The organism is Staphylococcus sp. HMSC62A08 (genome assembly GCF_001839105.1).
Lineage (GTDB): Bacteria > Bacillota > Bacilli > Staphylococcales > Staphylococcaceae > Staphylococcus > Staphylococcus caprae.
Genome location: NZ_KV840039.1, coordinates 233,167 through 246,901, shown reverse-complemented (window position 1 = coordinate 246,901; position 13,735 = coordinate 233,167). Strand labels below are relative to the sequence as shown.

Here is a 13,735-nt window from a genome sequence, read left to right as displayed (position 1 = left end):
TTTTTTTATAAAATTTTTCAAAAGCATATGTCAGCGTCTTTTTGCACTTTAATCTTAAATTTAATATAATGAAATAATGATTATGGGCATATAGAAAGGATTTTTCAAAGTGAATGAAGAACAAAGAAAAGCTGGTACGATAAATATTTTAGCTGAACGTGATCGCAAAGCTGAAAAAGACTATAGCAAATACTTTGAACAAGTGTATCAACCGCCAAGTTTGAAAGAAGCAAAGAAACGTGGGAAACAAGAAGTACAATATAATAGAGATTTCCACATTGATGAAAAATATAAAGGTATGGGTAACGGACGAACATTTTTAATTAAAACGTATGGTTGCCAAATGAATGCACATGATACCGAAGTCATGGCGGGGATATTGAAAGCTTTAGGTTATAGTGCGACTTCAGATATTAATCAAGCTGACGTTATTTTAATTAATACTTGTGCGATTCGTGAAAATGCTGAAAACAAAGTGTTTAGTGAGATTGGGAATTTAAAACATCTTAAAAAAGAACGTCCTGAGTGTCTAATTGGCGTTTGTGGTTGTATGTCTCAAGAAGAATCCGTAGTGAATAAGATTTTGAAATCTTATCAAAATGTAGATATGATTTTTGGTACACATAATATTCATCATTTGCCTGAAATTTTAGAAGAAGCTTATCTATCAAAAGCTATGGTAGTTGAAGTGTGGTCTAAAGAGGGCGATGTAATTGAAAACTTACCTAAAGTACGTGAAGGTAGCATCAAAGCTTGGGTGAATATCATGTATGGTTGCGATAAATTCTGTACATATTGTATCGTTCCATTTACAAGAGGTAAGGAACGTAGTCGTCGTCCTGAAGATATTATTAATGAAGTGAGAGAATTAGCTAGGGAAGGTTATCAAGAAATCACTTTACTAGGACAAAACGTTAACTCTTATGGTAAAGATATTGAAGGATTAGATTATGGTTTGGGTGACTTATTAGAGGACATCTCTAAAATTGATATTCCTAGAGTACGTTTTACTACAAGCCATCCTTGGGACTTTACAGATCGTATGATTGAAGTCATTGCTAATGGTGGTAATATCGTTCCGCATATTCACTTGCCAGTTCAATCTGGTAATAACGCTGTTTTAAAAATTATGGGACGCAAATATACTAGAGAAAGTTATCTTGACTTAGTAAGTAGAATAAAAAATGCTATTCCTGATATTGCTCTAACCACAGATATCATCGTAGGTTATCCAAATGAAACAGAAGAACAATTTGAAGAAACATTATCACTATATGATGAAGTTGAATTTGAACATGCATATACTTATCTGTATTCACAAAGAGACGGTACACCAGCTGCAAAAATGAAAGATAACGTTCCAACTGAAGTTAAAAAGGAACGTCTACAAAGATTAAATAAAAAAGTTGGAGAGTACTCTCAAAAAGCAATGAGCCAATATGAAGGTGAAATTGTCACAGTACTATGTGAAGGTTCAAGTAAAAAAGATGATACTGTATTAGCTGGATACACTGCTAAGAATAAACTAGTAAACTTTAAAGCTCCAAAAGAAATGATTGGAAAACTTGTTGATGTGAAAATTGATGAAGCCAAACAGTACTCATTAAATGGAACTTTTGTTGGAGAACATCAAAGTGAGATGGTGGTTCAATAGTATGTATTCAAAAGAGGATATCTTAAAACATGCTGATACCCTTGCAAATCGAATTAATAATTTGGAGATTGTTAAAGATTACCAAACTATTGAAAAGCAAATCCATAATAATAAAACAATTGAAAATAAGATGAAAAATCTTAAAAAGCAACAAAAACAATCCGTTAATTTTCAAAATTATGGTAAAGATAACGCATTTCAGCAATCAGAGAATCAAATTCATCATATCGAAAATGAAATTAATCAATTGCCAATAGTTGAAGAATTCAGGTCAGCACAATATGATGCCAATGATTTGCTGCAGATGATGATTAAAACAATGGAAGACCGACTTAATGAACATAATGAACGAGAACATAAAGAGTAAATTCTAAATGAGGAGTAAATGCTATGAAAGTAAGGAAATTGACTATAACCGCAATTTTGATAGCTATTAATATAGTACTTAGTAGTCTTATCGTAATACCATTAGGACCGATTAAAGCAGCACCCGTTCAACATTTTATTAATGTATTATGTGCAGTCTTTGTTGGACCATGGTATGGCTTAGCTCAAGCATTTATTTCCTCAATTTTCAGAGTGAGTTTTGGCACAGGTAGTGTGTTTGCATTCCCGGGAAGCATGATTGGGGTATTCCTTTCTAGTTTATTTTATATGTATAGAAAACATATCTTTATGGCAGCTGTGGGGGAAGTATTGGGAACCGGAGTAATAGGAAGTTTAATGTGTATTCCTTTAGCATGGTTTATGAATTTTGATAACTTTTTAGTTAGACCATTAATGATAGCATTTATAGTTTCAAGTGTTATAGGTTCTTTAATAAGTTATATATTACTTATTGTTTTGAAAAGACGTGGTCTATTGGATAAATTTAATAAGAAATGATTTATTTACAGGTACGCTTTATTAGTGAGGGGTTAAATATTGGGGTTAAAACAATTTTGTCTCATGTTAAAGCGTACTTTTTTATACACTTTTTTGGTTAAGCGAGTTGTATTTATATATGTTAAAATGTATGAGTTAAAAGCGTATGTAAAAAATATTAAAATTAGAAAAATATTTATAAATAAGGGTTGTGAAAATAGAAATGGCTAATGTAACACCAATGATGCAACAATATTTAAAAATAAAATCTGAATATGACGATTGTTTATTATTTTTTAGACTCGGCGATTTCTATGAAATGTTCTTTGAAGATGCGAAAGAAGCTTCAAGAGTTCTTGAAATTACTTTAACAAAGAGAGATGCTAAAAAGGAAAATCCTATCCCTATGTGTGGCGTACCTTATCATTCAGCTGATAGCTATATTGAGACATTAATCAACAATGGTTATAAAGTTGCAATATGTGAACAAATGGAAGACCCTAAACAGACTAAAGGCATGGTAAAAAGAGAAGTTGTTAGAATTGTCACGCCGGGTACAGTGATGGAACAAGGCGGCGTGGACGAAAAGCAAAACAATTATATTTTAAGTTTTGTTAAAGATGAAGTGTATGCATTAAGTTATTGTGATGTTTCTACCGGAGAACTTAAGGCTACTCATTTTCAAGATGAAGCAACATTACTGAATGAAATTACGACAATTAATCCTAATGAAATAGTTGTAAATGAAGAATTGCCAGAAGAATTAAAACGTCAAATAAGCATGACAACTGAAACAGTTACAGTGCGTGAGAATATTTCAGAAATGCAGTATAACACTAACCAGTTAACTCATAATCAAATGTTCAAGTCCACACAATTACTGTTAGATTATATACATCATACTCAAAAAAGAGATTTATCACATATTGAAGAAGTAGCTGAATACGCAGCAATTGATTTTATGAAAATGGATTTCTATGCTAAGCGTAATTTAGAGCTAACTGAAAGCATTAGACTTAAATCGAAAAAAGGTACATTACTTTGGTTAATGGATGAAACAAAAACGCCAATGGGTGCAAGACGACTGAAGCAATGGGTTGATCGACCTTTAATTAACAAAAATCAAATTAACGAAAGATTGAACATCGTAGAGGAATTTATCAATCGTTTTATTGAGAGAGATACGCTACGCAATTATTTAAATCAAGTTTATGACATTGAACGATTAGTCGGCAGAGTTAGTTATGGTAATGTGAATGCAAGAGACTTGATACAACTCAAACATTCGATTTCAGAAATTCCTAATATTAAAGCATTGCTCAACGAATTAGATGCTCAGACTACATCACAATTTAGTGATTTAGAACCCCTTGATGATCTTTTAGAACTTTTAGAGGAAAGTTTAGTTGAAGAACCACCTATTTCAGTCAAAGATGGTGGTCTATTTAAGACTGGATTTAATGAGCAATTAGATGAGTATTTAGAAGCTTCTAAGAATGGTAAAACTTGGTTAGCAGAGTTACAAGCGAAAGAACGTGCTCGAACAGGAATTAAGTCTTTAAAAATTAGTTTTAATAAAGTTTTTGGATACTTTATTGAAATTACTCGTGCAAATCTACAAGGGTTTGAACCTAGTGAATTTGGTTATAATCGCAAACAAACATTGTCCAACGCCGAACGATTTATAACGGATGAACTTAAAGAAAAAGAAGACATTATTTTAGGAGCAGAAGATAAAGCAATTGAATTAGAATATCAATTATTTGTTAAATTAAGAGACCATATTAAAACGTATACTGAGAGATTACAAAAACAAGCAAAAATTATTTCTGAATTAGATTGTTTGCAAAGTTTCGCAGAAATTGCTCAAAAATATAATTATGTACGACCTTCGTTTAGTGATGATAAAACATTAAAATTAGAAAACTCTAGACATCCGGTTGTAGAGCGCGTGATGGATCATAATGATTATGTGCCAAATGATTGCAATCTAGACAATGACACATTCATTTATCTTATTACAGGGCCAAATATGTCTGGAAAATCTACGTATATGAGACAGGTTGCTATTATTAGTATCATGGCTCAAATGGGTGCCTATGTACCATGTGATTCTGCTGTATTACCTGTATTTGATCAAATCTTCACTAGGATTGGTGCTGCAGATGATTTAGTATCAGGTAAAAGTACCTTCATGGTAGAAATGTTAGAGGCGCAAAAGGCTTTAACTTATGCTACTGAGAATAGTCTAATTATTTTTGATGAGATTGGTAGAGGAACATCTACATATGATGGGCTAGCTCTAGCTCAAGCCATGATTGAATACGTCGCTCAAACTTCTCATGCTAAAACACTATTTTCAACGCATTATCATGAATTGACCACCTTAGATCAAATGCTTCCATGTTTAAAGAACGTGCACGTGGCTGCTAACGAATATAAGGGAGAACTCATTTTCTTGCATAAAGTTAAAGATGGTGCGGTCGATGACAGTTACGGTATTCAAGTTGCCAAACTTGCTGATTTACCAGAAGAAGTGATTAATAGAGCTCAAATTATACTCGATGAATTTGAACAAAAACCTTCAGATCAAATCATGCCTAATGAATTATCTCAAGATAATCATGAAGGTCGTCTTTCTACTAATGAAAGTAATAATTCTATTAATACTGAAAAAACAATAAATTCTAAAAATGATTTTGAACAAGCCTCATTTGATTTATTTGAAAATAACGATCAACAAAGTGAAATTGAATTAGAAATTAAAAATTTAAACTTATCCAATATGACGCCTATAGAAGCACTTGTGAAATTAAGTGATTTACAGAAACAATTAAGATAGAGGTAGGTGTAAACAATGGGAAAAATAAAAGAATTACAAACCTCTTTGGCTAATAAAATCGCAGCTGGAGAAGTCGTGGAAAGACCAAGTTCTGTAGTTAAAGAATTGTTAGAAAATGCCATAGATGCTGAATCTACTGAAATTAATGTTGAAGTGGAACAATCAGGTGTTGCTTCAATTAGAGTAGTAGATAATGGGACTGGTATTGAACAAGATGATTTAGGCTTAGTTTTCCATCGACATGCAACTAGTAAAATAGATGCTGATGATGATTTATTTCATATCAGAACATTAGGATTTCGTGGCGAAGCTTTAGCAAGTATTTCTTCAGTGGCTAAAGTTACATTGAAAACGTGTACTGATAATGAAAATGGCTTCGAAGTATATGCAGAGAATGGAGAAATTATTAACAGTAAGCCTGCTAAAGCTAAAAAAGGAACAGATATTCTAGTAGAATCTTTATTCTATAATACGCCAGCACGTCTGAAATACATTAAAAGTCTATATACCGAATTAGGAAAGATTACAGATATAGTAAATAGAATGGCGATGAGTCATCCTGATATTAGAATTTCTTTAGTATCAGATGGTAAAACCTTAATTAGTACGAATGGATCAGGTCGTACAAATGAAGTGATGGCAGAAATTTACGGTATGAAAGTTGCTAAAGACTTAGTTCACATTTCAGGAGACACAAGCGACTATCATCTTGAAGGTTTCGTAGCTAAACCTGAACATTCAAGAAGTAATAAGCATTATATTTCAATTTTTATCAATGGTCGGTACATTAAAAATTTCTTGCTAAATAAAGCTATTATCGAGGGTTACCATACGTTACTGACAATTGGGAGATATCCGATTTGCTACATTAATATTCAAATGGATCCTATATTAGTGGATGTCAATGTACATCCTACTAAACTTGAAGTACGTTTATCTAAAGAAGAACAGCTATTTGCTCTAATAGTAGAAAAAATCAGAGAGGCGTTTAAAGACAGAATATTAATTCCTCAAAATGATTTAGACCGTTCACCTAAAAAGAATAAAGTTCTTGAATCATTTGAACAGCAGAAAATGGATTTTGAAAAAAGAAATAATTCTAATGCGTCTAATCAATCAGCTTCATCATATCAATCTTCTGAAAATGGATATCGTTCGGATAGCGATAATTCGGTAGTAAATGAAGATTCGGGCCAAAAATATGAATATGACAATTCGACGATTGATGTAGAAAATTCTAATTCTGATTCCTCTCACTATATACAACGTACGAGTGAAGATAATTACTTCCAAAATCAAAAAGATATTCTAAATGAAATTGAAAATGATCAATATAATGAATTAGATTCATCATCAGCAAAAGTAGATGATATTAAAGGCACTATAAGTAAATCGCCTCATCGCCGTGTTCCTTATATGGAAGTTGTTGGACAAGTACATGGCACATATATCATTGCTCAAAACGAAAATGGAATGTTTATGATTGACCAACATGCAGCGCAAGAAAGAATTAAGTACGAATACTTTAGAGAGAAAATTGGCGAAGTTACCAATGAAGTCCAAAATTTATTGATTCCGCTTACGTTCCATTTTTCAAAAGATGAGCAAATGATTATCGATCAATATCAAGACGAATTAGATAGAGTTGGTGTACATCTAGAACACTTTGGCGGACATGATTATATTGTAAATAGTTATCCTGTCTGGTTCCCTAAAGGCGATGCTGAAGAAATTATTAAAGATATGATTAATTTAGTATTAGAACATAAAAAAGTAGACGTTAAAAAAATACGAGAAGAAGTTGCAATCATGATGTCTTGTAAAAAGTCTATTAAAGCAAATCATTACTTGAAAAATAATGAAATGTCAGATTTAATTGATCAACTTAGAGAAGCTGAAGATCCATTTACTTGTCCTCATGGCAGACCGATTATTATCAATTTTTCAAATTATGAACTCGAAAAACTATTTAAACGAGTGATGTAGAGGAGCTGCTATCTTGAAAGAAAATATTTTGCCAGCGATCAGAAATATGAGAGATCTTGAAAGATTAACAAAGACAGATTATAAAGCTTGTGTATTATTAGATATGCACATTGGGCATTTGAAAAGTATAATGGAACTATTAAAACGTCAAGGTATAGCATGCTATATTCATATCGATTTAATAAAAGGTTTAAGTCATGATGAATTTGCGTGTGAATATATCATTCAACAATATAAGCCCAAAGGCATTGTTTCAACTAAAACAAAGGTAATTAGAAAAGCCAAATCTCTAAATACCTTAACAATCTTTAGAGTATTTATTATAGATAGTCAGGCGTTAACGAGAAGTATTGAATTAATCAAGAAAGTTGAGCCTGATTTCGTAGAAGTGTTACCTGGTATTGCAAGTAAAGCAGTGAACCAAATTCAAAAAGAAACTTCAACACCGGTAATTGCAGGCGGTTTAATTAATGATGAAAATGAAGTACAGGAAGCCGTTTCAAGTGGTGCGAAATATGTAACCACAAGCTATCAAAAACTTTGGTAAATGATAATAACCAAAAAGGTGAGAGTGTGTGATATTTGAAAGGATCTACTCATTTTAAATATCGCACATTCTTTTTTTACTTTAAAATTTAAAATCAAAAATATAAATTGCTCAAAAATTTAGTTATTATGATATAAATAAACACTAGCTATATTTATAATTCTAAATACTAATTATGACAATTTTTTTACAAAGTCATTGACAACGCTTACAAGTCGATAGTAAAATTATATCAAGTTTAAAAGTTAATAATAGAACAGAGACTGGGAGATTTCTACAAGCTTAATATCGCTAACGTAGGGGTCTCTCTGTTTTTTGGGAGGAAATGATATGAATGCATATTTAGCAGAATTTTTAGGTACTGCAATTTTAATTCTTTTCGGAGGTGGCGTTTGTGCAAACGTTAATTTGAAAAGAAGTGCTGGCAACAATGCAGATTGGATTGTAATCGCTGCAGGTTGGGGTCTAGCCGTATCAATGGGCGTATATGCCGTAGGTAAATTCTCTGGCGCACATTTAAATCCAGCTGTTACAATTGCACTTGCAATGGATGGCGGATTCAGTTGGGCACAAGTTCCTGGTTATATTGTTTGCCAAATGTTAGGTGGTATCGTCGGTGGTGCACTTGTATGGTTAATGTATTTACCACATTGGAAAGCTACTGAAGAACCAGAAGTCAAATTAGGCGTGTTCTCTACAGCACCTGGAATTAAAAACTATTTTGCCAACTTCTTAAGTGAAATTATTGGTACAATGGCTCTAACTTTAGGTATATTATTCATCGGTGTTAATAAAATTGCTGATGGATTAAATCCACTTATTGTAGGTGCTTTAATTGTAGCAATTGGTTTAAGTTTAGGGGGACCTACAGGTTATGCGATTAACCCTGCTCGAGATTTAGGTCCTCGTATTGCACATGCTATTTTACCTATCGCAGGTAAAGGTCATTCTAACTGGTCATACGCTATTGTGCCTGTATTAGGTCCAATTGCTGGTGGTATGCTGGGCGCTGTCGTTTACGAAGTGTTTTATAAACAAACATTTAACGTGAGTTGTGCAGTTGGAATCGTCTTAGTTGTTATTACTTTAGTATTAGGATTAATTATTAATAAATCCTCTAAAAAAGGTGACATCGAATCTATTTACTAATTGATAGGGATAATTGAAGGATAATTTTAAAATATCGGGATTAAATTACCTCAATTTTGTGTATAGATGTAATGGTTGATACTTTATTAATGAAATTTTAAATACCAACTTTACTTTATTACTTATTATTAATTACATCAAAAGGAGTCAAAACCTATGGAAAAATATATTTTATCAATCGATCAGGGAACTACAAGTTCACGTGCGATTCTTTTCAACAAAGATGGAGAAATTAAAGGTGTTTCTCAACGTGAGTTTAAACAACATTTTCCACAATCAGGTTGGGTAGAACATGATGCAAATGAAATTTGGACTTCTGTGCTGTCAGTGATGGCTGAAGTAATGAATGAAAATGACATTCAAGCTAACCAAATTGAAGGGATTGGTATTACAAATCAACGTGAAACGACTGTTGTTTGGGATAAGAATACAGGACGTCCGATTTATCATGCAATTGTATGGCAATCTCGTCAAACACAAGATATTTGTACAGAATTGAAAGACCAAGGATACGAAGAAACATTTAGAGACAAAACTGGTCTATTGTTAGATCCATATTTTGCAGGTACTAAAGTGAAGTGGATTCTTGACCATGTTGACGGTGCAAGAGAAAAAGCTGAAAATGGCGATTTATTATTTGGAACAATTGATTCTTGGTTAGTATGGAAATTATCTGGTAAAGAAGCACATATTACTGATTATACAAATGCAAGTCGTACATTAATGTTTAATATTCATGATTTAAAATGGGACGATGAACTATTAGAAATTTTAGATGTTCCAAAACAAATGCTTCCAGAAGTTAAAGAATCTAGTGAAATTTACGCCAAAACTATTGATTATCACTTCTTTGGACAAGAAGTTCCTATTGCAGGTATTGCAGGTGACCAACAAGCAGCATTATTTGGTCAAGCTTGTTTCGACCGAGGTGACGTGAAAAACACTTACGGTACTGGTGGATTCATGTTAATGAATACTGGTGAAGAAGCGGTTAAATCTGAAAGTGGTTTATTGACAACAATTGCATATGGTCTTGATGGCAAAGTCAATTATGCGCTTGAAGGTTCAATCTTCGTTTCAGGCTCAGCAATTCAATGGTTGCGTGATGGTTTAAGAATGATCAATTCTGCACCTCAAACCGAAAATTATGCTTCACGTGTAGATTCAACTGAAGGTGTTTATATGGTTCCAGCATTTGTTGGTTTAGGTACGCCATATTGGGATTCAGATGCAAGAGGCGCTTTCTTTGGTTTAACACGTGGTACTGAAAAAGAACATTTCATCCGTGCAACGTTAGAATCACTATGTTATCAAACTCGTGATGTTATGGAAGCAATGTCTAAAGACTCAGGTATTGAAGTTCAAAACTTACGTGTCGATGGTGGCGCAGTTAAAAATAACTTCTTAATGCAATTCCAAGCTGATATCGTAAATTCAGCAGTTGAAAGACCAGAAATTCAAGAGACTACAGCATTAGGTGCTGCTTATTTAGCAGGATTAGCAGTAGGATTCTGGGATAATAAAGAAGATATCAGAGAACGTTGGAAACTTGAAACCGAGTTTGAACCAAAAATGGAAGAAGAACAACGTACTAAGTTATACAAAGGCTGGAAAAAAGCTGTAGAAGCAACACAAGTATTCAAACTAGAAGATTAAGCAAAAATTTTGAAGTAAGCGTGAGCATTAAATGGACTTGATTTTCTTAAGTGTGTTATACTGAATTTAAGTTAATAAGAAAATCGAGAAACGAGAGATCTGTTCGTACAAAACAATTAAATGTTTTTGTGGGATAGGTGTCTCGTTTTTTATTTATTTTTAGGAGGCGTTAGATAATGGCATTATCTACATTGAAAAGGGATCATATTAAAAAGAATTTAAGAGAAAACGAATATGACGTTGTTATCGTCGGCGGTGGTATTACAGGTGCAGGTATTGCCTTAGATGCTAGTAACCGTGGTATGAAAGTAGCTTTAGTAGAAATGCAAGACTTCGCTCAAGGTACAAGTTCAAGATCAACTAAACTTGTACACGGTGGATTAAGATATTTGAAACAATTACAAGTTGGCGTTGTAGCTGAAACTGGTAAAGAACGTGCCATTGTTTACGAAAATGGTCCACACGTAACAACACCAGAGTGGATGCTTTTACCAATGCACAAAGGTGGTACATTTGGTAAATTCTCAACTGCAATCGGTTTAACAATGTATGATAGATTAGCGGGCGTTAAAAAATCTGAACGTAAAAAAATGTTATCTAGACAAGATACTTTAAATAAAGAACCATTAGTAAAACAAGATGGCTTAAAAGGTGGCGGTTACTACGTTGAATACCGTACTGATGATGCACGTTTAACTATTGAAGTTATGAAAAAAGCTGCCGAAAAAGGCGCTGAAATCATTAACTATACACGTTCTGAACATTTCACTTATGATTCAAATAAAAAAGTAAATGGTATTGAAGTGCTAGATATGATTGACGGCGAAACTTATGGTATTAAAGCTAAAAAAGTCATCAATGCTTCTGGTCCATGGGTAGATGAAGTTAGAAGTGGTGACTACGCTCGTAATAATAAACAACTACGTTTAACTAAAGGTGTACACGTTGTTATCGATCAATCTAAATTCCCATTAGGCCAAGCTGTTTATTTCGATACTGAAAAAGATGGTCGTATGATTTTCGCTATTCCTCGTGAAGGTAAAGCATATGTAGGTACAACTGATACGTTCTACGACAATGAGAAAGCAACACCATTAACTACTCAAGAGGACAGAGACTATCTCATCGATGCAATTAATTATATGTTCCCAAGTGTTGATGTTAAAGATGAAGATATTGAATCTACTTGGGCAGGTGTCCGTCCATTAATCCTAGAAGAAGGTAAAGACCCATCTGAAATTTCACGAAAAGATGAAGTTTGGGAAGGTGAATCAGGTCTATTAACAATTGCTGGTGGTAAATTAACTGGTTACCGTCACATGGCATTGGATATTGTTGACCTATTAGCGAAACGCTTGAAACAAGAATACGGTCTTAAATTTGAACCATGTGCAACTAAGTATCTTAAAATTTCTGGCGGTGATGTAGGCGGAAGTAAAAACTTTAAACACTTCGTCGACCAAAAAGTTGATGCAGCAAAAGGCTTCGGCATCGATGAAGATGTTGCGCGTCGCTTAGCTAGTAAATATGGTTCAAACGTAGATCATTTATTCAATATTGCACAAACTGCACAATATCATGAAAGTAATTTACCATTAGAAATTTATGTAGAATTAGTTTATGGTATCCAACAAGAAATGGTTTATAAACCTACAGATTTCTTAGTACGTCGTTCAGGTAAATTATATTTCAATATTCAAGATGTTTTAGATTATAAAGATGCAGTAATTAATGTCATGGCTGATATGTTGAACTATACTGACGCTCAGAAAGAAACTTACACTAAAGAAGTTGAAGAAGCGATTGACCAAGCTCGCACAGGTAACGACCAACCAGCTGTTAAAGAATAAATGATATTATTTATGAGTATCAATTGAGATTTAAATCTAACTACTTGTAGATTTTTGGATATTCCATTTTTCTGCAAGTAGTTTTTTAATTTTTATTTAATTTATTTTCCGAAAATAAAAGTAAAATGACCGAAGAAACGCTATGCATACGATTTGATTACATATCACTCACACGGTATATTATTTATAAAATAGTTTTAAGCTAATATTGAATTAAAGTGAATTAGGAAGGTTAGGGGGCATATGTTATGAGTCAAAGTCAGTTTAAAATCACTGTTGAAGATGGGACAATGATTGAGGTTAAAGTGGATAAGGCTAAGAAAAGTACCATAGGAATTGTTCATCTTTTTCATGGAATGGCTGAACATATGGACCGTTATGACGAATTAGTTTATGCCCTAAATTTACAGGGATATGATGTGTTGAGACATAATCACCGTGGACATGGTAAGGATATTGATGAGGTAGAGCGAGGCCACTTTGAAAATATGTCTCAGATTGTTGATGATGCCTATGAAATAGTGGAAACACTTTACGGCACACAACTTACAATTCCGTATATTGTATTAGGACATTCTATGGGTTCTATCATAGCAAGATTATTTGTAGTTAGATATCCAGAATTTGCGAATGGATTAATCTTAACTGGTACAGGAATGTTTCCGAAGTGGAAAGGTATTCCGGCAACATTCGCCTTAAAACTTATTACGGTAATATTAGGTAAGCGTCGACGTGTGAAATGGGTAAATAATTTAGTCAATAAATCATTTAACAAGCGTATCGAGAATCCTGAAACTGAGAGTGATTGGATTTCAACAAAGCGCGATGAAGTAGATAAATTTGTCCAAGACGAATATTGTGGATTCAGAGTGTCGAATCAGCTCATTTATCAAACAGTGAAGTATATGATGCTGACAACAGAACGTAAATCTCTTGAGAAATTAAACAAACATTTGCCTATCTTACTCATTTCAGGTAAAGAAGATCCATTTGGTGATTATGGAAAGGGCATTCGACAATTGGGTAAATTGTATAAGAAATCAGGTATAAATCATGTCACTGTGCAGTTATATAAAAATAAAAGACATGAAATTTTATTTGAAGATGATTATCAAATGACTTGGCAACATATGTTTGAATGGATAGAAAAACAAATTTTAAAGAAAAATAAAGCGAGTGAATAATGA

10 protein-coding genes are annotated in these 13,735 nt (G+C 33.1%); all 10 read left to right on the top strand.

The window, feature by feature from the left end; all coding sequences use genetic code 11:
* Window positions 1-109: 109 nt before the first annotated feature.
* The 10 genes from miaB to HMPREF3264_RS07080 all read left to right on the top strand — a co-directional run bounded on the left by miaB (window position 110) and on the right by HMPREF3264_RS07080 (window position 13,732).
* On the top strand, window positions 110-1,654 hold the full coding sequence (miaB, locus tag HMPREF3264_RS07125; protein WP_002442620.1) for a tRNA (N6-isopentenyl adenosine(37)-C2)-methylthiotransferase MiaB: 1,545 nt from the start codon (window positions 110-112) through the stop codon (window positions 1,652-1,654).
* A 1-nt stretch (window position 1,655) separates the two neighbouring features.
* Complete coding sequence (locus tag HMPREF3264_RS07120) at window positions 1,656-2,021, top strand: YlbF/YmcA family competence regulator (protein WP_070872702.1); 366 nt, start codon at window positions 1,656-1,658, stop codon at window positions 2,019-2,021.
* Between the two features lie 23 nt (window positions 2,022-2,044).
* Complete coding sequence (gene thiW, locus HMPREF3264_RS07115) at window positions 2,045-2,539, top strand: energy coupling factor transporter S component ThiW (protein WP_002442623.1); 495 nt, start codon at window positions 2,045-2,047, stop codon at window positions 2,537-2,539.
* Between the two features lie 202 nt (window positions 2,540-2,741).
* Entirely contained in the window at window positions 2,742-5,360 is a 2,619-nt protein-coding gene (mutS, locus tag HMPREF3264_RS07110) for a DNA mismatch repair protein MutS (RefSeq protein WP_070872701.1), read from the top strand.
* A 15-nt stretch (window positions 5,361-5,375) separates the two neighbouring features.
* Window positions 5,376-7,346, top strand: a complete 1,971-nt coding sequence (gene mutL / locus HMPREF3264_RS07105; RefSeq protein ID WP_070872700.1) for a DNA mismatch repair endonuclease MutL — start codon at window positions 5,376-5,378, stop codon at window positions 7,344-7,346.
* Between the two features lie 13 nt (window positions 7,347-7,359).
* Window positions 7,360-7,893 (top strand): glycerol-3-phosphate responsive antiterminator, encoded by a 534-nt coding sequence (locus HMPREF3264_RS07100; protein ID WP_037541419.1) that lies wholly within the window; start codon window positions 7,360-7,362, stop codon window positions 7,891-7,893.
* A 330-nt stretch (window positions 7,894-8,223) separates the two neighbouring features.
* Entirely contained in the window at window positions 8,224-9,042 is an 819-nt protein-coding gene (locus HMPREF3264_RS07095) for an MIP/aquaporin family protein (RefSeq protein WP_037541420.1), read from the top strand.
* 156 nt (window positions 9,043-9,198) lie between these two features.
* Window positions 9,199-10,698, top strand: a complete 1,500-nt coding sequence (gene glpK, locus HMPREF3264_RS07090; RefSeq protein WP_002442632.1) for a glycerol kinase GlpK — start codon at window positions 9,199-9,201, stop codon at window positions 10,696-10,698.
* A 176-nt stretch (window positions 10,699-10,874) separates the two neighbouring features.
* The gene (locus tag HMPREF3264_RS07085) at window positions 10,875-12,548 is read left to right on the top strand and encodes a glycerol-3-phosphate dehydrogenase/oxidase (RefSeq protein WP_002442634.1); all 1,674 of its coding nucleotides are present in this window, start codon (window positions 10,875-10,877) and stop codon (window positions 12,546-12,548) included.
* Between the two features lie 248 nt (window positions 12,549-12,796).
* Entirely contained in the window at window positions 12,797-13,732 is a 936-nt protein-coding gene (locus HMPREF3264_RS07080) for an alpha/beta hydrolase (RefSeq protein ID WP_070872699.1), read from the top strand.
* Window positions 13,733-13,735: the final 3 nt, after the last annotated feature.